The following is a 17,825-nucleotide window of genomic DNA, read 5'->3' on the forward strand; positions in this document are numbered from 1 at the left end:
GGCCGCGGGCTCGTTGCGGCTCGTCGCGCAGTTCCCCCGCGCCCCCGCGCCCCTGGGGCACGCGCTTAAAGCTGTTCGTGCCGGGGCAGACTCTCTCGATTCGTGTTTCCGGGAGCCCTGACGTAGACTGACTCGTCGGCTCTTGTGTACCCGCATGCCTGCATGCGCCCGCACAGAGTCGATCAAGGTAGTCGATTCGAAGGGCGAAGCGTGGCCAAGAAGCAAGGTGCCATCGAGATCGAGGGCACTGTCGTCGAGTCTCTTCCGAACGCCATGTTCAAGGTCGAGCTCCAGAACGGCCACCAGGTCCTGGCACACATCAGCGGCAAGATGCGCATGCACTACATCCGCATCCTCCCTGACGACCGGGTCGTGGTGGAGCTGTCTCCGTACGACCTGACCCGTGGCCGGATCGTCTACCGCTACAAGTAGATCTTGCCCGCATCCTGCCCTCCGGCGGGGTGGTGGCACTGACCCGGAGAACCTCACCCAATGAAGGTCAAGCCGAGCGTCAAGAAGATCTGCGACAAGTGCAGGGTGATCCGCCGTCACGGCCGGGTCATGGTCATCTGCGACAACCCGCGCCACAAGCAGCGCCAGGGCTGACGCACGACCGATCCCTCTGCCATCGCAGAGATTCGCGCGACGCAAGCTGAATATGTTCATACGCAGGACCCAGGGGAACGAGCGTTCGCCTGACACCCCCGGTTCGGAGGCTGGGGACCCGGTTCGTACCTGGTACGGCGGCTGGGAGTCGGTTCTGTGGAAGACCTCCGACAAGTAACTGGAGCCATTGAATGGCACGCGTTTCCGGTGTTGACATCCCGCGCGAAAAGCGCGTGGAGATCGCCCTCACCTACGTGTTCGGCATCGGCCGGACCCTCTCCCAGCAGACGCTGGCCGCCACCGGCGTGGACCCGAACACCCGTGTTCGGGACCTCTCCGAGGAGCAGCTGGTCGCGATCCGCGAGTACGTCGACAACAACATCAAGACCGAGGGTGACCTCCGTCGCGAGATCCAGGCCGACATCCGCCGCAAGGTCGAGATCGGTACCTACCAGGGTCTCCGTCACCGTCGTGGTCTGCCCGTCCGCGGTCAGCGCACCAGCACCAACGCTCGTACCCGCAAGGGTCCGCGTCGCGCCATCGCCGGCAAGAAGAAGCCGGGCAAGAAGTAGTCCACAGCGGACGCCTGTCCACGGTCTTCGCTGTAGGACCGACCACCTCCCGTAGGAGTTATAGATGCCCCCCAAGGGTCGTCAGGGCGCTGCCAAGAAGGTGCGCCGCAAGGAAAAGAAGAACGTCGCTCACGGCCACGCGCACATCAAGAGCACGTTCAACAACACGATCGTCTCGATCACGGACCCGTCCGGCAACGTGATCTCCTGGGCCTCCGCCGGCCACGTCGGCTTCAAGGGCTCCCGCAAGTCCACGCCGTTCGCCGCGCAGATGGCCGCCGAGTCGGCTGCCCGCCGCGCCCAGGAGCACGGCATGCGCAAGGTCGACGTCTTCGTCAAGGGCCCGGGCTCCGGTCGTGAGACCGCGATCCGCTCCCTCCAGGCCACCGGCCTGGAGGTCGGCTCGATCCAGGACGTCACGCCGACCCCGCACAACGGCTGCCGTCCGCCCAAGCGTCGCCGCGTCTGATCTTGGACGCAGGCCGTTTGGTCTGAGGTTTCCGGGCGGTATGGCTCTTCGGGGCCATATCGCCCGTACCCTTGTTTCACATCAGGGCGTCAAATAGCGGGCGCCCCTGACAGAAGGATCACAACATGCTGATCGCTCAGCGTCCCTCGTTGACCGAAGAGGTCGTCGACGAATTCCGCTCCCGGTTCGTGATCGAGCCGCTGGAGCCGGGCTTCGGTTACACCCTCGGCAACTCCCTGCGCCGGACCCTCCTCTCCTCGATCCCGGGTGCGGCGGTCACGTCCATCCGCATCGACGGCGTGCTGCACGAGTTCACCACCGTGCCGGGCGTCAAGGAGGACGTCACCGACCTGATCCTCAACATCAAGCAGCTGGTCGTCTCCTCGGAGCACGACGAGCCGGTCGTGATGTACCTGCGCAAGCAGGGCCCGGGTCTGGTCACCGCCGCCGACATCGCGCCCCCGGCCGGTGTCGAGGTGCACAACCCCGACCTGGTCCTCGCCACGCTCAACGGCAAGGGCAAGCTGGAGATGGAGCTGACCGTCGAGCGCGGTCGCGGCTACGTCTCCGCCGTGCAGAACAAGCAGGTGGGTCAGGAGATCGGCCGGATCCCGGTCGACTCGATCTACTCGCCGGTGCTCAAGGTCACGTACAAGGTCGAGGCCACGCGTGTCGAGCAGCGGACCGACTTCGACAAGCTGATCGTCGACGTCGAGACCAAGCAGGCCATGCGCCCGCGTGACGCCATGGCGTCCGCCGGTAAGACCCTGGTCGAGCTGTTCGGTCTCGCCCGCGAGCTGAACATCGACGCCGAGGGCATCGACATGGGCCCGTCCCCCACGGACGCCGCCCTGGCCGCCGACCTGGCGCTGCCGATCGAGGAGCTGGAGCTCACCGTTCGGTCGTACAACTGCCTCAAGCGTGAGGGCATCCACTCCGTGGGTGAGCTCGTGGCGCGTTCCGAGGCGGACCTGCTCGACATCCGCAACTTCGGTGCGAAGTCGATCGACGAGGTCAAGGCGAAGCTGGCGGGTATGGGCCTGGCGCTCAAGGACTCGCCTCCCGGGTTCGACCCGACCGCCGCCGCCGACGCGTTCGGTGCGGACGACGACGCGGACGCCGGTTTCGTCGAGACCGAGCAGTACTGAGAGCTCGGGCCTTCCGGTCCGTACTCGGGTGCGGGTGCGCTGTGGCGTGTCGCGCAGTTCCCCGCGCCCCTTCCGAGCAGCCCCTTCGGGGCTGCTCGGATCTCCGACAGGCAAACCCGCCTGCTCGGATACTGACCCCGGTACCTGATACGGCCGGGGCAGACACCTAGGAGAAGCACCATGCCGAAGCCCACCAAGGGTGCCCGTATGGGCGGCAGCGCCGCGCACGAGAAGCTGATGCTCGCGAACCTCGCGAAGTCGCTCTTCGAGCACGGCCGCATCACCACCACCGAGGCGAAGGCCCGCAAGCTGCGGCCGTACGCCGAGCGTCTGGTCACCAAGGCGAAGAAGGGCGACCTTCACAACCGCCGTCAGGTGCTCCAGGTCATCACGGACAAGAGCATCGTGCACACGCTCTTCACCGAGATCGGCCCGCGCTACGAGAACCGTCCGGGTGGCTACACCCGCATCACCAAGATCGGTAACCGCCGTGGCGACAACGCGCCCATGGCTGTCATCGAGCTGGTCGAGGCTCTGACGGTGGCGCAGGAGGCGACGGGCGAGGCCGAGGCCGCGACCAAGCGCGCCGCGAAGGACGCCGAGGCCACCGAGGCTCAGGTCGACACGACCAAGGCCGAGGACGCCGAGGAGTCGAAGGACGCGTAAGCGTTCTGCCGGGGAGCTGTGCGTCGGCGGCTGCGGGTTCGTCGTGGTTGTTCGCGCGGTTCCCCGCGCCCCTGAGGGTGCGTTGGCGGGCCCGTTCCTTTTCAGGAGCGGGCCCGCCTTCGTGGTGCTGAGAGGATCTGTGCGTGAGTGACGAAGTAGCGGCCGGCCACGTCCGGGTCCGGCTCGATCTGTCGTATGACGGGAGCGAGTTCTCCGGGTGGGCCAAGCAGGCCGGGGGGCGGCGGACCGTGCAGGGGGAGATCGAGGACGCCCTGCGGACCGTGACGCGGTCGCGGGAGACCTACGAGCTGACCGTCGCGGGGCGTACCGATGCGGGCGTGCACGCGCGCGGGCAGGTCGCCCATGTCGACCTGCCGCGTGAGGTGTGGCACGAGCACCACCAGAAGCTGCTGAAGCGGCTCGCCGGGCGGCTGCCGCGGGACGTCCGGGTCTGGGCCCTCAGGGAGGCGCCCAGTGGCTTCAACGCCCGCTTCTCGGCGGTCTGGAGGCGGTACGCGTACCGGGTCACCGACAACCCCGGGGGCGTCGACCCGCTGCTGCGCGGCCATGTGCTGTGGCACGACTGGCCCCTCGACGTGGACGCCATGAACGAGGCGGCCCGCGGCCTGCTGGGCGAGCACGACTTCGCCGCCTACTGCAAGAAGCGGGAGGGCGCGACCACCATCCGCACGCTCCAGGAGCTGAGCCTGGTGCGGGGGGACGACGGGATCATCACCGCCACCGTGCGGGCCGACGCCTTCTGCCACAACATGGTGCGCTCGCTCATCGGGGCGCTGCTGTTCGTGGGGGACGGGCACCGGCCCGCCGACTGGCCGGGGAAGGTGCTGGCGGCCGGCGTGCGGGACTCGGCCGTGCACGTCATACGGCCGCACGGGCTGACGCTGGAGGAGGTCGGCTACCCGGCCGACGACCTGCTCGCCGCGCGCAACAAGGAGGCGCGGAACAAGCGGTCGCTGCCGTCGGCGGGCTGCTGCTGACGTCCGGCTATTCGTTCGCTGCGGCCGAGGCCTGGACCTCGCCGCGGCGGCGGATCTGGTCGAACGTGAACTGGGCCAGGTCGTCCCCGGTCTTGTAGACCGGGATGTCCTTGGGCGTCACGTCCTTGCCGTTGGTGAAGCCGGCGTTGGTGAAGTAGGCGTAGCGGCCGTAGGAGTTGGTGGTCAAGCGGCAGAACCCGGATTCGCAGAAGGGCTTCACGCCGCCGCCGGAGAGCGACTTCACGAAGCTCTTCTTGGTGCTCTGGCCCTTGGCCTTCACGGCCTGCGCCTCGGTGTCGAAGACGGCCACGCCGACCGTCACCGCGATGCCGTCCTTGACGTAGGTGGCGCGTATCAGGCGCGTGCAGTCGTTGGCCGTGAGGATCTTGGGGAGCGTGCCGCCGGCCGCCGAGCCGCAGTTGCGGGTGTCGGCGGTGGGGCCCTTCTTGTACAGCGTCCCGGCCTCGGTCAGCTGGGTGCCGGGGAACAGGGTGTCGGGGCTGAGCGGGGCCTTGTCCTTCTTGGCGCTGGCGATGAAGTCCTTCGGGTCCAGCGGGGGAGGGGCGCTGGTCGGGGCGAAGGACGGGGCCGATGCGGTCTGGCTCGGGATGTCCGCCGACGGCAGGGAGGTCGGGTTCCCCTGCTTGTCGCCGCCCGCCGAGACGACGGCCACCGCGACGGCGGTGCCGATCGCGACGGTGGCGAACGCGCCGCCGCCGATCAGCAGCAGCCGGCGTCGCTTGTTGCGGGCCTCTGAGGCTTCAGCGAGCGCCGCCCAGTCCGGCGACTGGCCGCCCCCGCTGTTCCAGGGCTGCTGCGACTGCGGTTTCCAGGGATCCCACTGGGACTGAGGTCCCCCCTGCTGCCCAAAGCTCATGGGCCGCATCTTAGACGGGACAAGGGGTGTGCTGGTCCGCCCGGACGGGCTCTGAAGCCCCTAGCGTTCCTCCCATGCGCACGGGCAAAGGCGACATCTCCGGGTGGTTGGGGCGAGTGCTGCCGGCGGTGGTGCTGCTGGGGTGTCTGCTGTCCTGGCCGGCCCTCGCGGCCGGGGTGTGGCCGTCGGTCCTGGTGGGGGCACTGGGGGCGGGCCGTCGTCCGCGCGCCGGGCGGTCCGTGGTGCGGTGGGGTGCGGGCCTCGCCGTGGATGTCGCGGTCTCGGTGGTGTTCCCGTACGTACGGCCGCCGCGGCGGCGGACGCTGCGCAGGGCCGTCACGCTCTGCGCCGTCCTGTACGTGTCCGTGACCGAGCGGCTTCGGTGATCCCGCGTTTTGACCCTTGTGGTGTACCCCGGTATTCTGCTTGTTCGTTGTGTATTGGCTTGCTCATTCTCACGGGACGGGCCCTTACACCGGTCCACCGGGCCGATGACCAGCGACCCCACGTACGCGGTATGCGTCGCCGCAGTGCGGTCCAGGCTGTCGTGATCGTTTCGGTGACCAGTTATGGACCATTCACTCGAAGCGAAGGCTACGAACCGTGCGTACGTACAGCCCCAAGCCCGGCGATGTGACGCGCCAGTGGCACGTCATCGACGCTCAGGACGTTGTCCTGGGTCGTCTCGCCACCACTGCCGCGACGCTCCTCCGGGGCAAGCACAAGCCGATCTACGCGCCGCACGTCGACGCTGGTGACTTCGTCATCATCATCAACGCCGACAAGGTGCACCTCTCCGGCAACAAGCGGACCCAGAAGATGGCGTACCGCCACTCCGGCTACCCGGGTGGTCTGCGCTCCGTCCGCTACGACGAGCTGCTGGACAAGAACCCCGAGAAGGCCATCGAGAAGGCCGTCAAGGGCATGCTCCCCAAGAACACGCTGGGCCGTCAGATGCTCTCGAAGCTGAAGGTCTACAAGGGTGACCAGCACCCGCACGGCGCGCAGCAGCCGCAGCCGTTCGAGATCACCCAGGTCGCGCAGTAAGTCCGGCCACCCCCTAAGACTGAAGAGAATCTGAGGAGCATCGTGGCCGAGACCACTGCCGAGCAGCCGCTCGAAGAGATCGACATCGACAGCTACACCACCGAGTCCGAGGTCCCCGTCGAGGGTGAGTACACCTCGGAGTCCATGGCGTCCCGCTTCGGCGAGCCCCAGCCGGCCGCCGGCCTGGGCCGTCGCAAGAACGCCATCGCCCGCGTCCGGATCGTCCCGGGCACCGGCAAGTGGAAGATCAACGGTCGCACCCTCGAGGACTACTTCCCGAACAAGGTGCACCAGCAGGAAGTCAACGAGCCGTTCAAGGTTCTCGAGCTCGAGGGCCGCTACGACGTCGTCGCCCGCATCGCCGGTGGCGGTGTCTCCGGCCAGGCCGGTGCGCTCCGTCTCGGTGTCGCCCGTGCGCTGAACGAGGCGGACGTCGACAACAACCGCGGCCCGCTGAAGAAGGCCGGCTTCCTCAAGCGCGACGACCGTGCGGTCGAGCGCAAGAAGGCCGGTCTGAAGAAGGCCCGCAAGGCTCCGCAGTACAGCAAGCGCTAATCGCGTCGCCCGTCCTTGCGACTGGCTTCGCAACGATCGCCCCGGCGGCACGGTTGTGCTGCCGGGGCGGTTTCGTTTACACAACCCCTACGGCCCCCGGACAGTCTCAAGGGGTGCACATCGGGGATGTGAGCCGCATTCTCTTCAGCAATATCGGAGGACACCACTGTGGGACGACTCTTCGGCACGGACGGCGTGCGCGGTGTCGCCAACGCGGATCTGACGGCGGAGATGGCCCTGGGCCTCTCCGTGGCCGCGGCACACGTACTGGCCGAGGCGGGCACGTTCGAGGGACACCGGCCGACCGCCGTGGTCGGGCGTGACCCCCGTGCGTCCGGGGAGTTCCTGGAAGCCGCCGTGGTCGCGGGTCTCGCCAGTGCCGGTGTGGACGTCCTGCGGGTCGGCGTGCTGCCGACGCCCGCCGTGGCGTACCTGACCGGGGAGCTGGGCGCCGACCTCGGTGTGATGCTCTCCGCCAGCCACAACGCCATGCCCGACAACGGCATCAAGTTCTTCGCCCGCGGTGGTCACAAGCTCGCCGACGAGCTGGAGGACCGGATCGAGTCCGTCTACGAGGAGCACCGCACCGGCGCCCCGTGGGACCGGCCGACCGGGTCGGGCGTGGGCCGCGTGCGCGACTACGGAGAAGGCGCCGACCGGTACGTCGCCCATCTGCTGGGTGCCCTGCCGAACCGGCTCGACGGGCTGAAGGTCGTCCTGGACGAGGCGCACGGCGCCGCCGCCCGGGTCTCGCCGGAGGCGTTCCGGCAGGCCGGTGCCGAGGTCGTCACGATCGGGGCCGAGCCGGACGGGCTCAACATCAACGACGGGTGCGGCTCGACGCACCTGGACAAGATCAAGGCCGCCGTCGTGGAGCACGGTGCCGACCTCGGCATCGCGCACGACGGCGACGCCGACCGGTGCCTCGCCGTCGACCACACCGGCGCGGAGGTGGACGGGGACCAGATCCTCGCCGTGCTCGCGCTGGCGATGCGGGAGCGCTCCGTGCTGCGGTCCGAGACGGTCGTGGCCACGGTGATGTCGAACCTCGGGTTCAAGCTCGCCATGGAGCGCGAGGGCATCCGGCTGGTGCAGACCGCCGTCGGTGACCGGTACGTGCTGGAGGAGATGAAGGAGCACGGGTTCGCCCTCGGGGGCGAGCAGTCCGGGCACGTGATCATCCTCGACCACGCGACGACCGGCGACGGGACGCTGACCGGGCTGATGCTGGCGGCCCGGGTCGCTCGGAGCGGACGCGCGCTGGCGGATCTCGCCGGTGTCATGAAGCGGCTGCCGCAGGTGCTGATCAATGTGCCGGATGTCGACCGGACGCGGGTGGGGACGTCCGCGGAGCTGTCGGCGGCCGTCGCGGATGCGGAGCGGGAGCTCGGGGAGACGGGGCGGGTGCTGCTGCGGCCCTCCGGGACCGAGCCGTTGGTCCGGGTGATGGTCGAGGCGGCCGATATCGAGCAGGCTCGGTCTGTCGCGGGGCGGTTGGCCGATGCGGTGAAGTCCGCGCTCGGCTAGGGAACCGGCTCGGGGGTGGGGGGCTGCGGTTGGCTGCGGGCTGACCGTCCGTCATGGCTTGTCGCGCCCACGCGGCGGAGCCGCATATATCGGCACAGCCCCGCGCCCCTCTAGGCGTTGGCCTTCCCGCGTTGTCTCGACCAGAGCCACTTCTGGATCAGCAGGGTGGCCGTGCCCGCGACGATGATGCCCAAGAGGTTCAACAGGAGCTGTTCCGTCGAGCCCCACGTCTGTTTCGTGTCGCCGTAGCTCAGGGCCACTGCCGCGTTCGCCGCTGCCGGGACCGTGGTGACGGAGATGGCGACGCCCACCAGCGCGCCCGACTTGGCGGAGGTCAGGGAGAGGGTGCCGGCGATGCCGGCCAGGACCGCCACGACGAAGGAGAATTTGTCGGGGGCGTAGATGAAGCCGGTGTTGGGGCGGTCCGCCTCCAGACGGCTCTCGGTGAACTGGCCGGCCGCGTCCATCAGGAGGCTGAAACCGACCGTCACCGCCATCGCCACCGCGAAGCCCACCAGCAGCGCGATCAGCGAGCGAAGGGCCAGGCGCGGCCGGCGCCGGACGATCGCGGTGCAGATGCCGGTGAGGGGACCGAACTCCGGGCCCACCGCCATGGCGCCCACGATCAGGATCGCGTTGTCCAGGACCACACCGCAGGCGGCGATCATGGTGGCGAGCGTGATGAAGGCGAGGTAGGTGACGGAGAGGGTCGACTCCTCGTGTGTCGCCTCGGTCAGCTGCTCCCACAGGACCGCGTCCGCGCCCTCACCCGGTGCGTCGGCCTCGGCCCGGTCGGCCCGCTCGGACAGGGACAGGTCGATGGACTCGACGGCGATGGAGCCGGTGGTGTCGATGCCCAGTTCCCGCAGACCGGCGAGCAGTTCGTCGCCCGCCTCACGCGCGACGTCGCACATCACCACGTCACCGGCGGGGTCGCGGGCGGCGCCCGGCAGCACGACGAGGTGGGTGGTGCCGACCGTCTTCTCGATCAGCATGACCACTTCACCGGTCCGGTCGGACGGTGTGATCAAGCGCAGGTGGAGCATGGCGCCCATCTAACCCGCCTTTTCCCCTGCCGTCACAGCTTGCGCAGGCTCAGCCGCTGCACCTTGTGGTCCGGGCCCTTGCGCAGGACGAGGGCGGCGCGGCCCCGGGTGGGGGCGATGTTCTCCACCAGGTTGGGCCGGTTGATGGTGCGCCACATCGTCCGGGCGTAGTCGAGGGCCTCCTCCTCCGAGACCTGCGTGTACTTGCGGAAGTACGAGGACGGGTTCTGGAAGGCGGTCGCGCGCAGCTTGCGGAAGCGGTTCAGGTACCAGGTCTCGATGTCCTCGACCCGGGCGTCGACGTACACGCTGAAGTCGAAGTAGTCGGCGAGACCGACGCGGGTGCGGCCGTCCTTGCCGGGCAGGGCCGGCTGGAGGACGTTCAGGCCCTCGACGATCAGGATGTCGGGGCGGCGGACCGTGAGCCTCTTGTCGGGGACGATGTCGTAGATCAGGTGGGAGTAGACCGGCGCGGTGACCTCGTCCTTGCCGGCCTTGATGTCGGCGACGAAACGGGTCAGGGCGCGGCGGTCGTAGGACTCGGGGAAGCCCTTGCGCGACATCAGGCCGCGGGCCTGGAGTTCCTTGGTGGGGAGCAGGAAGCCGTCGGTGGTGACCAGCTCGACGCGCGGGTGCTCGGGCCAGCGCGACAGCAGGGCCTGGAGGAGGCGGGCGACCGTCGACTTGCCCACGGCGACCGAACCGGCGACCCCTATGACGAACGGGGTGCCCGACTGGGAGCCCTGCTCGCCCAGGAACGTGTTCAGTGCGCCTCTGAGGCCGTCGGTGGCACCGACGTAGAGGTTGAGGAGGCGGGAGAGCGGGAGGTAGATGTCCCGCACCTCGTCGAGGTCGATCACGTCGCCGAGACCGCGCAGCTTCTCGACCTCCTCGGCCGTCAGCGGAAGCGGCGTCTTGTCACGCAGCGCGCTCCACTCGGTTCGGGTGAGGTCGACGTAGGGAGTCGCCTCCGGGCGGGGCCGGTGGGCGCTCCGGGGCATCGAGGAGACCGGAGAGATCACAGTCCATTGTTACGGGCGTACGAACGGATGGTGAGGTGGGATCCGTCACGCGGGGTGTTCGCCCCGGTTCCTCCCGAGTAAAAGTGGTGCGGGAGGAATGTCAGTGGTGTGCGTCACAGTTGTGGGAGAGGTGGGCTCGGTCCGGGGTCCACGAACGCCTGGGGGTACCCATGACGTACGCGATAGAGGCGGAAGGCCTGGTCAAGCGGTTCAAGGAGACCGAGGCGCTGGCCGGCGTCGACCTGGCGGCGCGCAAGGGCACGGTGCTCGGGCTGCTGGGGCCCAACGGTGCGGGGAAGACGACCGCGGTGCGGATCTTCGCGACACTGCTGCGCCCGGACCGGGGCAGGGCCCGGGTGGCCGGCCACGACGTGGTCCGGGAGGCCGGGGTCGTCCGCTCCCTCGTCGGGCTGACCGGGCAGTACGCGGCGGTCGACGAGAACCTGACCGGCACGGAGAACCTGCTGCTCATCGGCCGGCTGCTGGGTCTGCCGAGGCGCGAGGCGAAGGCGCGGGCCGGTGACCTGCTGGAGCGGTTCCAGCTGACCCACGCGGCCGGGCGGGCCGCGAAGACCTTCTCGGGCGGCATGCGCAGGCGCCTGGACCTCGCGGCCAGCCTCGTCGGCCGGCCCAGCATCCTCTTCCTCGACGAGCCGACCACGGGGCTCGATCCACACAGCCGCGGTGAGCTGTGGGACCTGCTGCGCGGGCTGGTCGCGGACGGTGCGACCGCCCTGCTGACCACGCAGTACCTGAACGAGGCCGATGTCCTGGCCGACGACATCGTGGTGATCGACAAGGGCCGCGTGATCGCCGAGGGCACGCCGGACCAGCTGAAGGCGCAGGTCGGCGGACAGGTGCTGGAGCTCAGGCCGATCGCCGGGCAGGACCTCGCGCGGGCGCACGCGCTGGTGGCCGGGGCCGCCGGGCCGCAGGCCCGGATCGAGGGCGAGACGGTCACCGCCCCGGTGAAGGACCCCGAACTGATGCCGGCCGTGGTGCGCGCGCTGGACCGGGAGGGCATCGCGGTCGGGGAGCTGGCCCTGCGCCGCTCCTCGCTCGACGAGGTCTTCCTCTCCCTCACCGGCCACCGCGCCGAGCCGGGCGAAGCCGAGGAGGACGGCGGTGCGGCCGTCCGGGAGGGCGAGGAACTGGAGAAGGCGGTGAGCCGGTCATGACCGCCACCGCCACGACCCTCACCGCACCCGTCACCGGGTCGGGCCGGGTGCCGCCCCTCGCCGGGCTGCGGCAGACCTTCACCATGGCCTGGCGGAGCCTGGTCGCCGTCAAGCACAACCCGCTCGAACTGGTCGACTACAGCATCACGCCGATCATGTTCGTGTTCCTGTTCACCTACGTGCTGGGCGGGCAGATGGCCGGCTCGCCCGATGCCTACCTGAAGTACGCGCTGCCCGGGATCATCGTGCAGAACACCCTGTTCATGACGATGTACACGGCGATGGCCCTCAACACCGACCTCACCAAGGGCGTCTTCGACCGGCTGCGCAGCCTGCCCATCGCCCGCTCCGCCCCGCTCATCGGCCGGATCACCGCAGATCTCGCGAAGCACGTGTGGGCGCTGCTGCTGATGATCGGCCTCGGCCTTGCGCTCGGCTTCCGCATCACCGGCGGATTCGGCGGCTTCCTGCTCGGGACCCTGCTGGTGGTGGTGTTCGCCGCGGCCGTGTCCTGGAGCGCGGTGCTGATCGGGATGCTGGCCGGTGACGCCGAGAAGGTCCAGGCGTTCGCCTTCACGCTCATCTTCCCGATCACCTTCACCAGCAGCGCGTTCGTCGTCGTCGACACGATGCCCGGCTGGCTCCAGGCGTGGAGCGACGTCAATCCGGTGACCCACCTGTCGGATGCGTTCCGGGGGCTGCTGCTCGGTGGGGCGGTGGCGGAGCCGGTGCTGTGGTCGCTGGTGTGGGCGGCGGGTATCGCCCTGGTGTTCTATCCGCTGGCCATGCGGGCCTACCGGGCGAAGGTCTGAGCCGCTGAGGGCCCCGGCTGCACCTGCTGGTCCCCCCGCCAGGTGACCTTGGTCAGTGAGGCGAGACCGCCGTTGGCGATGCCCCGGTACGTCACCGTCCGGGCCGGGCCGAGTTCCCGGGCCAGACGCCTCGACAGCTCCTCTCCTTCCAGGAACAGGAGCCGCCACCGGTCGTCGTCGCCGTCCGCCGTCAGCGTCGTCTCGATCTCCATCGCCCAGCGGTGGAACGCCGCCGCGAGGCCGTCGGTCAGACGAAGGCCGGCGGCCGGGTCGTCCGGAGCGAAGCTCGCGAAGCCTTCCGCGTGCAACGGATACAGCCCGTACTCGCCTTCGACGGCGACGGCGAGCGGGTGCGCAGGGGCAGGCGGGCCCTGCGGGCCGACGGTTCCGTGGAACCGGTCGCATCCCCAGCACGCGAACTTCTGGTGCCGGTGCCGCTCGTCCCAGAAGCGCACCGCCCATTCGGGGCCGAGGTGCTTCGCCACCAGCCCGGCGATCTCCCACCCCTGCCTGACGTGCTTGCGCAGCGCCGGGCGGAGCCCGAAGCCGCCGGCGGGACGGTTCCGGTTCCACTCGGTCAGCCTGCGCGCCACGTCGCCGGGCAGTGCGAGTGCTTCGTCGTCGACCGGGACGGTACGGGTGAAGGCCTCGACATCGGTGAGCGCGTCGGCGTCCGTGACGTAGAGGGGTGAGAGGTCGCCGCGGGCGCGGACGAGGAGGTGCTCGGGTTCGTCGCCACTCATCCCGGACGCGCTCCTCTCGGCCTTGAGGCTGCATTATTTCCGATTCCGGGCACGCTGGAGGGGTTTCCCTGGAGCATCGGCCCTTAGGCTGCGGCCCATGTGCGGAATCGTGGGATACGTGGGGCCGCAGTCGGCGCTCGATGTGGTGATGGCCGGGCTGAAGCGGCTGGAGTACCGGGGGTACGACTCGGCGGGCGTCGCCGTCCTGGCCGACGGCGGGCTGGCTGCGGCGAAGAAGGCCGGCAAGCTCCTCAACCTGGAGAAGGAACTGGACGGCAGACCGCTGCCGAGCGGCGCCACGGGCATCGGACACACCCGCTGGGCCACGCACGGCGGGCCGACGGACACCAACGCCCACCCGCACCTCGACAACGCGGGGCGGGTCGCGGTGGTGCACAACGGCATCATCGAGAACTTCGCCGAGCTGCGGGCCGAGCTGGCGGAGCGCGGCCACGAGCTGGCCTCCGAGACGGACACCGAGGTCGTCGCGCATCTGCTCGTCGAGGAGTTCTCCTCCTGCGCGGATCTCGCCGAGGCGATGCGGCTGGTGTGCCGGCGGCTGGAGGGCGCGTTCACGCTGGTCGCGGTGCACGCAGACGAGCCGGACGTGGTGGTGGGCGCGCGGCGGAACTCACCGCTGGTGGTCGGCGTCGGTGAGGGCGAGGCCTTCCTCGCCTCGGACGTCGCCGCGTTCATCGCCCACACGCGGTCGGCGATCGAGCTCGGCCAGGACCAGGTGGTGGAGCTGCGCCGGGACGGCGTGACGGTGACCGGCTTCGACGGCAGCCCGGCCGACGTCCGTTCGTACCACGTCGACTGGGACGCGTCGGCCGCCGAGAAGGGCGGCTACGACTACTTCATGCTCAAGGAGATCGCCGAGCAGCCCAAGGCGGTCGCCGACACCCTGCTGGGGCGGATCGACGGTTCCGGGTCGCTGACGCTGGACGAGGTCCGGATCCCTCCGGGCGTGCTGCGGGAGATCGACAAGGTCGTCATCGTCGCGTGCGGCACGGCCTTCCACGCCGGGATGATCGCCAAGTACGCGATCGAGCACTTCACGCGGCTGCCCTGTGAGGTGGAGCTGGCGAGCGAGTTCCGCTACCGGGACCCGATCCTGGACGCGCAGACGCTCGTCATCGCCATCTCCCAGTCCGGCGAGACCATGGACACGCTGATGGCACTGCGGCACGCCCGTGAGCAGGGCTCCAAGGTGCTGGCGATCTGCAACACCAACGGCTCGACGATCCCGCGCGAGTCGGACGCGGTGCTCTACACGCACGCCGGGCCGGAGGTGGCCGTCGCCTCGACGAAGGCGTTCCTCACGCAGCTCGTGGCGTGTTATCTGGTCGCGCTCTACCTGGGCCAGGTGCGGGGCACGAAGTGGGGCGACGAGATCCGGGCGGTGATCCGCGACCTGTCGTCCATCGCCGGTGCGGTGGAGCAGGTGCTGGGGACGATGGAGCCGGTGCGGGAGCTGGCACGCACCCTGGCCTCGAAGAAGACGGTGCTGTTCCTGGGCCGGCACGTCGGATACCCGGTGGCGCTCGAAGGCGCGCTGAAGCTCAAGGAACTCGCCTACATGCACGCGGAGGGGTTCGCGGCCGGGGAGCTGAAGCACGGGCCGATCGCCCTCATCGAGGAGGACCTGCCGGTGGTCGTGGTGGTGCCGTCGCCGCGTGGGCGCTCGGTGCTGCACGACAAGATCGTGTCCAACATCCAGGAGATCCGGGCGCGGGGTGCGCGGACGATCGTGATCGCGGAGGAGGGCGACGAGGCGGTCGTGCCGTACGCGGACCATCTGGTCCGGATTCCCGCCACGCCGACCCTGTTGCAGCCGCTCGTCGCGACGGTGCCGCTCCAGGTGTTCGCGTGCGAGCTGGCGACGGCCCGGGGGAACGAGGTGGACCAGCCGCGGAACCTGGCCAAGTCGGTGACGGTGGAGTGAGGAGGGGCGAACGGCTGTCCTCCGTTCGCCCCTCGGTCAGCCGGTCAGGCTGTCGGGTACTCGCCTCAGATGGGCAGGCAGGTCGCCGGGACCCAGCCTTCCTTGCTGCTGCTGTTGGGCCCGCCGAAGTACCACTTGTTGCTCGTCTTGCCGCAGGCCGTGTAGCTGCCGCCCTTGGTGGGCTTGAGGTCGCCGAAGCAGACACCGCCCTTCTTGCCCTTGCCCCAGGTGCCGAGCGCCGTGGAGCTCGTCTTGGGCTGGCTGCGGAGGTTGACGGTCTGCTTGGGCTTCACGTTGACCAGCGCGCTGCTACAGTCCGGCTTCGTCGCCGCGGCGGCGGTGCCGGCGGTGGCGACGGTGCCGGTGAGCGCCGTGGCGAAGAGGGCTATGGCGGTGGCCGCGGTCCCCAGCGACTTGAACTTCATGGTGTCCTCCCGTTTGCGTGCGATGCCGTTTGCTCATCGCGGTCAGCGCGAACTCTATAGCGGACAGGTGAAGTTGAGGATCATGGGGTGGCCCGGGCGGCGCAGCGGACGCCGTTTCCGCCGGATCCCGCGCGTCACCGTAGGGTGCTGCCCATGAGCATCATCGGGGTCGGCATCGACGTTGCCGAGATCGAGCGGTTCGCGGCTTCACTGGAGCGTACGCCCGCGCTGGCCGGGCGGCTGTTCGTGGAGCGGGAGTTGCTGCTGCCCAGCGGGGAGCGGCGGGGGGTCGCCTCGCTCGCCGCGCGGTTCGCGGCCAAGGAGGCCCTGGCCAAGGCGCTCGGTGCACCGCCCGGCCTGCTCTGGACCGACGCCGAGGTGTGTGTCGAGGACAGCGGGCAGCCTCGGTTGCGGGTGACCGGCACGGTGGCCGCGCGGGCCGCCGAACTCGGCGTGCGGACCTGGCACGTGTCGCTGAGTCACGACGCGGGCGTCGCCTCGGCGGTGGTCATCGCCGAGGCGTGAGGCGCACCCCCGAGAGGCGTGAGGCGCACCCCCGAGGCGTGAGGGGCAACCCCCGAGACATGAGGGGCACCCCCGAGGGTGCCCGCAACTCCTAGGCCAGGCTCCAGAGCAGCGTGACCGTGCCGATGAAGCCGACCGCGCCCAGGGCCGTACCGACCGCCGCCGGCCACAGCCGGCCCATTCCCCTGCGGGCGTAGTGGAGGCCCATCGCTCCGAAGGTCACCGCGAGCGCTCCGGCCAGAACCGTCCACGGGAACAGGAACGCCCAGGTGCCCACGGCCGAGAAGACACCGAGGATCAGGGCCGTGGGGCCGAGGGCGGTGGCGGGGCTGTCCTTGGCCCCGGGTGCTGTCGAGCTGGTCATGTCTCGTCGATCCCCCTTTTTGAACGAGTTCAAAACACGGCTCGATCATACGCCTCCAAAGGGCGGCCCGGGGGAGGGGGCCCGGAGCCCCCGCCGAGTGGGGTGGCGGGGGCTCCGGGAGCACGGTCAGCAGACCGACTGGCTGGTGTTCACCCGCGTGATGTTGCGGAACGTCGTGTTCTCGCCGCACGGGTTCTCCCTGATGGCCGAGTTGGTGACCGTCAGGTTCTGGATGGTGATGTCCTTGTTGTTGGCGAACTCCGAGCGCGCCGCCAGGCGCAGTTCCCCGCCGCCCGTGATCGTGCCGCTCTGTGCCGCGAGGTTGACGTTGTAGCAGTTCTCGATCAGGACCGAGTTGTTGCCGGTGTTGGAGAGCGTCACCTTGTCGATGACGGCCCCGCCGCTCTCCGAGACGCAGAACACGCCGCGTCCGCCGCCGCGCGCGACGACCTCGCCGACGCGGATGTTGGTGGGGTAGCCGCTGCCGATCCGGCCGTTGCGGTTGGCCATGCGGAAGGCGGCGTAACCGGTGCCCGTGCCGGCGTTCTCCGCGTCCACCTTGGTGACCCTGGCGTTGATGGTCTGGTTGAGCAGCAGGCCCGACTCGCCGACGTTGCGGGCCGTCACCGTGCCGATGGTGATGCCGTCGACGCCGTAGGTCTCGACCGCGTGGCTGGACGCGCCGGAGACGTAGACGTTGTCGATGCGGACGTTGCGCGTCCACTGGCTGGTGTCGCCGCGGTTGTCGATGCGGACGCCCAGGCCGCGGGAGAGGCGCATGTCGATCTGGCCGAGCACCACGTTCTGGACGTTGCGCAGGAAGATGCCGTACAGCGGGGTGCCGGTGAGCTTGAGGTTCTGGACCTCGATGTCGCGGGTGCCGCGCGAGTAGACCGGCGCCTGGTCGCCCGAGCCGCTGCCGGTGACGTTGATGGTGCCGCAGACGTCGAGGACGGTGTAGCTCGGCAGCGAGATGCGGGAGCCCGCCGGGATCGAGCCCGAGCCGCGGACCACGACCCGTTCCTTCGCGGTGCGCCCGGCGGTGAGGCTGTTGACGGCCGCTTGTACGGCCGCGCGCATGTCGGTGCCGGTGTAGACGGTGCTGCCGCCGCGCCGGGCGGTCCAGGTGGCGCCGCTCTGCACGGCCTCGGCCTGGTAGGAGCCGTCTCCACAGGCCAGGGCGCGCGTGGGGGCGGCCGTGGCGGGGGCGGTCAGGGTGCCGGCGGCGGTGAGGAGGGCGGTGGCACCGGCGGCGGCCAGTAATGCGGCTCTGCGTCCCATGGGGGCCTCGGTTTCGTCG

22 protein-coding genes are annotated in these 17,825 nt (G+C 69.7%); 15 read left to right on the forward strand and 7 right to left on the reverse strand.

Annotation, left to right across the window (positions count from 1 at the left end):
* Positions 1-210: 210 nt before the first annotated feature.
* The 7 genes from infA to truA all read left to right on the forward strand — a co-directional run bounded on the left by infA (position 211) and on the right by truA (position 4,459).
* The gene (gene infA, locus AB0E85_RS06505; protein ID WP_003948620.1) at positions 211-432 is read left to right on the forward strand and encodes a translation initiation factor IF-1; all 222 of its coding nucleotides are present in this window, start codon (positions 211-213) and stop codon (positions 430-432) included.
* Between the two features lie 60 nt (positions 433-492).
* Positions 493-606 carry a 50S ribosomal protein L36 gene (gene rpmJ, locus AB0E85_RS06510; RefSeq protein ID WP_003974245.1) on the forward strand — a complete coding sequence of 38 codons (114 nt, stop codon included), beginning with the start codon at positions 493-495 and terminating at the stop codon, positions 604-606.
* Between the two features lie 191 nt (positions 607-797).
* Positions 798-1,178, forward strand: coding sequence for a 30S ribosomal protein S13 (rpsM, locus tag AB0E85_RS06515; RefSeq protein ID WP_004984507.1), 381 nt, complete (start codon positions 798-800; stop codon positions 1,176-1,178).
* A gap of 64 nt (positions 1,179-1,242) precedes the next feature.
* Positions 1,243-1,647: a 30S ribosomal protein S11 gene (gene rpsK / locus AB0E85_RS06520; RefSeq protein ID WP_003956432.1), complete on the forward strand. Its 405-nt coding sequence runs from the start codon at positions 1,243-1,245 to the stop codon at positions 1,645-1,647.
* 125 nt (positions 1,648-1,772) lie between these two features.
* Positions 1,773-2,795, forward strand: a complete 1,023-nt coding sequence (locus AB0E85_RS06525; protein ID WP_003966937.1) for a DNA-directed RNA polymerase subunit alpha — start codon at positions 1,773-1,775, stop codon at positions 2,793-2,795.
* Positions 2,796-2,975: 180 nt separating this feature from the next.
* Complete coding sequence (rplQ, locus tag AB0E85_RS06530) at positions 2,976-3,461, forward strand: 50S ribosomal protein L17 (RefSeq protein ID WP_361923174.1); 486 nt, start codon at positions 2,976-2,978, stop codon at positions 3,459-3,461.
* A gap of 143 nt (positions 3,462-3,604) precedes the next feature.
* Positions 3,605-4,459 carry a tRNA pseudouridine(38-40) synthase TruA gene (gene truA / locus AB0E85_RS06535; protein ID WP_361923177.1) on the forward strand — a complete coding sequence of 285 codons (855 nt, stop codon included), beginning with the start codon at positions 3,605-3,607 and terminating at the stop codon, positions 4,457-4,459.
* A gap of 7 nt (positions 4,460-4,466) precedes the next feature.
* On the opposite strand, the gene AB0E85_RS06540 is transcribed toward truA, so the two are convergent.
* Positions 4,467-5,336, reverse strand: a complete 870-nt coding sequence (locus tag AB0E85_RS06540; protein ID WP_361923180.1) for a hypothetical protein — start codon at positions 5,334-5,336, stop codon at positions 4,467-4,469.
* Positions 5,337-5,410: 74 nt separating this feature from the next.
* Between AB0E85_RS06540 and AB0E85_RS06545 the strand changes: the two genes are divergently transcribed.
* From AB0E85_RS06545 to glmM, 4 genes are all read left to right on the forward strand, one after another.
* Positions 5,411-5,722 carry a hypothetical protein gene (locus AB0E85_RS06545; protein WP_361923183.1) on the forward strand — a complete coding sequence of 104 codons (312 nt, stop codon included), beginning with the start codon at positions 5,411-5,413 and terminating at the stop codon, positions 5,720-5,722.
* A 217-nt stretch (positions 5,723-5,939) separates the two neighbouring features.
* Complete coding sequence (gene rplM, locus AB0E85_RS06550) at positions 5,940-6,383, forward strand: 50S ribosomal protein L13 (protein ID WP_033308956.1); 444 nt, start codon at positions 5,940-5,942, stop codon at positions 6,381-6,383.
* A gap of 42 nt (positions 6,384-6,425) precedes the next feature.
* Complete coding sequence (gene rpsI / locus AB0E85_RS06555) at positions 6,426-6,938, forward strand: 30S ribosomal protein S9 (protein ID WP_053674532.1); 513 nt, start codon at positions 6,426-6,428, stop codon at positions 6,936-6,938.
* 168 nt (positions 6,939-7,106) lie between these two features.
* Positions 7,107-8,465 (forward strand): phosphoglucosamine mutase, encoded by a 1,359-nt coding sequence (gene glmM / locus AB0E85_RS06560; protein WP_361923187.1) that lies wholly within the window; start codon positions 7,107-7,109, stop codon positions 8,463-8,465.
* A 110-nt stretch (positions 8,466-8,575) separates the two neighbouring features.
* Here glmM and AB0E85_RS06565 read toward each other — a convergent pair whose 3' ends face one another.
* The gene (locus AB0E85_RS06565; RefSeq protein ID WP_361923689.1) at positions 8,576-9,511 is read right to left on the reverse strand and encodes a DUF389 domain-containing protein; all 936 of its coding nucleotides are present in this window, start codon (positions 9,509-9,511) and stop codon (positions 8,576-8,578) included.
* A gap of 32 nt (positions 9,512-9,543) precedes the next feature.
* On the reverse strand, positions 9,544-10,512 hold the full coding sequence (gene coaA, locus AB0E85_RS06570; RefSeq protein WP_184560359.1) for a type I pantothenate kinase: 969 nt from the start codon (positions 10,510-10,512) through the stop codon (positions 9,544-9,546).
* 191 nt (positions 10,513-10,703) lie between these two features.
* Between coaA and AB0E85_RS06575 the strand changes: the two genes are divergently transcribed.
* Positions 10,704-11,711, forward strand: coding sequence for an ATP-binding cassette domain-containing protein (locus AB0E85_RS06575; protein ID WP_361923190.1), 1,008 nt, complete (start codon positions 10,704-10,706; stop codon positions 11,709-11,711).
* Positions 11,708-12,523 (forward strand): ABC transporter permease, encoded by an 816-nt coding sequence (locus AB0E85_RS06580; protein ID WP_361923193.1) that lies wholly within the window; start codon positions 11,708-11,710, stop codon positions 12,521-12,523. Before AB0E85_RS06575 ends, AB0E85_RS06580 begins: the two co-directional genes overlap by 4 nt.
* Here AB0E85_RS06580 and AB0E85_RS06585 read toward each other — a convergent pair.
* The gene (locus tag AB0E85_RS06585) at positions 12,505-13,266 is read right to left on the reverse strand and encodes a hypothetical protein (protein WP_361923196.1); all 762 of its coding nucleotides are present in this window, start codon (positions 13,264-13,266) and stop codon (positions 12,505-12,507) included. The two genes, AB0E85_RS06580 and AB0E85_RS06585, sit on opposite strands and share 19 nt — an antisense overlap.
* 97 nt (positions 13,267-13,363) lie before the next feature.
* Here AB0E85_RS06585 and glmS point away from each other — a divergent pair, with 97 nt between their 5' ends.
* Entirely contained in the window at positions 13,364-15,211 is a 1,848-nt protein-coding gene (glmS, locus tag AB0E85_RS06590) for a glutamine--fructose-6-phosphate transaminase (isomerizing) (protein ID WP_361923199.1), read from the forward strand.
* A gap of 65 nt (positions 15,212-15,276) precedes the next feature.
* Here the strand turns inward: glmS and AB0E85_RS06595 are convergent, their stop codons facing one another.
* The gene (locus AB0E85_RS06595) at positions 15,277-15,636 is read right to left on the reverse strand and encodes a hypothetical protein (RefSeq protein ID WP_361923202.1); all 360 of its coding nucleotides are present in this window, start codon (positions 15,634-15,636) and stop codon (positions 15,277-15,279) included.
* A gap of 153 nt (positions 15,637-15,789) precedes the next feature.
* On the opposite strand from AB0E85_RS06595, the gene AB0E85_RS06600 reads away from it, so the two are divergent.
* On the forward strand, positions 15,790-16,161 hold the full coding sequence (locus AB0E85_RS06600; protein ID WP_062928605.1) for a holo-ACP synthase: 372 nt from the start codon (positions 15,790-15,792) through the stop codon (positions 16,159-16,161).
* 91 nt (positions 16,162-16,252) lie between these two features.
* Here the strand turns inward: AB0E85_RS06600 and AB0E85_RS06605 are convergent, their stop codons facing one another.
* Positions 16,253-16,525 (reverse strand): hypothetical protein, encoded by a 273-nt coding sequence (locus AB0E85_RS06605; RefSeq protein WP_361923205.1) that lies wholly within the window; start codon positions 16,523-16,525, stop codon positions 16,253-16,255.
* 126 nt (positions 16,526-16,651) lie between these two features.
* On the reverse strand, positions 16,652-17,806 hold the full coding sequence (locus AB0E85_RS06610) for a hypothetical protein (RefSeq protein ID WP_361923208.1): 1,155 nt from the start codon (positions 17,804-17,806) through the stop codon (positions 16,652-16,654).
* Positions 17,807-17,825: the final 19 nt, after the last annotated feature.

The sequence above is a fragment of the Streptomyces sp. NPDC029044 genome (assembly GCF_040637495.1).
Classification (GTDB): domain Bacteria; phylum Actinomycetota; class Actinomycetes; order Streptomycetales; family Streptomycetaceae; genus Streptomyces.

Excerpts from the sequence above, each read along its gene's own strand:
- rplQ (WP_361923174.1), top strand. The coding sequence starts at position 2,976 with ATGCCGAAGCCCACCAAGGGTGCCCGTATGGGCGGCAGCGCCGCGCAC.
- rpmJ (WP_003974245.1), top strand. The coding sequence starts at position 493 with ATGAAGGTCAAGCCGAGCGTCAAGAAGATCTGCGACAAGTGCAGGGTG.
- glmS (WP_361923199.1), top strand. The coding sequence starts at position 13,364 with ATGTGCGGAATCGTGGGATACGTGGGGCCGCAGTCGGCGCTCGATGTG.
- coaA (WP_184560359.1), bottom strand. The coding sequence starts at position 10,512 with ATGCCCCGGAGCGCCCACCGGCCCCGCCCGGAGGCGACTCCCTACGTC.
- AB0E85_RS06600 (WP_062928605.1), top strand. The coding sequence starts at position 15,790 with ATGAGCATCATCGGGGTCGGCATCGACGTTGCCGAGATCGAGCGGTTC.
- AB0E85_RS06545 (WP_361923183.1), top strand. The coding sequence starts at position 5,411 with ATGCGCACGGGCAAAGGCGACATCTCCGGGTGGTTGGGGCGAGTGCTG.
- AB0E85_RS06580 (WP_361923193.1), top strand. The coding sequence starts at position 11,708 with ATGACCGCCACCGCCACGACCCTCACCGCACCCGTCACCGGGTCGGGC.
- AB0E85_RS06595 (WP_361923202.1), bottom strand. The coding sequence starts at position 15,636 with ATGAAGTTCAAGTCGCTGGGGACCGCGGCCACCGCCATAGCCCTCTTC.
- AB0E85_RS06585 (WP_361923196.1), bottom strand. The coding sequence starts at position 13,266 with ATGAGTGGCGACGAACCCGAGCACCTCCTCGTCCGCGCCCGCGGCGAC.
- AB0E85_RS06540 (WP_361923180.1), bottom strand. The coding sequence starts at position 5,336 with ATGAGCTTTGGGCAGCAGGGGGGACCTCAGTCCCAGTGGGATCCCTGG.
- AB0E85_RS06575 (WP_361923190.1), top strand. The coding sequence starts at position 10,704 with ATGACGTACGCGATAGAGGCGGAAGGCCTGGTCAAGCGGTTCAAGGAG.
- rpsK (WP_003956432.1), top strand. The coding sequence starts at position 1,243 with ATGCCCCCCAAGGGTCGTCAGGGCGCTGCCAAGAAGGTGCGCCGCAAG.
- AB0E85_RS06605 (WP_361923205.1), bottom strand. The coding sequence starts at position 16,525 with ATGACCAGCTCGACAGCACCCGGGGCCAAGGACAGCCCCGCCACCGCC.
- AB0E85_RS06525 (WP_003966937.1), top strand. The coding sequence starts at position 1,773 with ATGCTGATCGCTCAGCGTCCCTCGTTGACCGAAGAGGTCGTCGACGAA.
- rpsM (WP_004984507.1), top strand. The coding sequence starts at position 798 with ATGGCACGCGTTTCCGGTGTTGACATCCCGCGCGAAAAGCGCGTGGAG.
- AB0E85_RS06565 (WP_361923689.1), bottom strand. The coding sequence starts at position 9,511 with ATGCTCCACCTGCGCTTGATCACACCGTCCGACCGGACCGGTGAAGTG.
- AB0E85_RS06610 (WP_361923208.1), bottom strand. The coding sequence starts at position 17,806 with ATGGGACGCAGAGCCGCATTACTGGCCGCCGCCGGTGCCACCGCCCTC.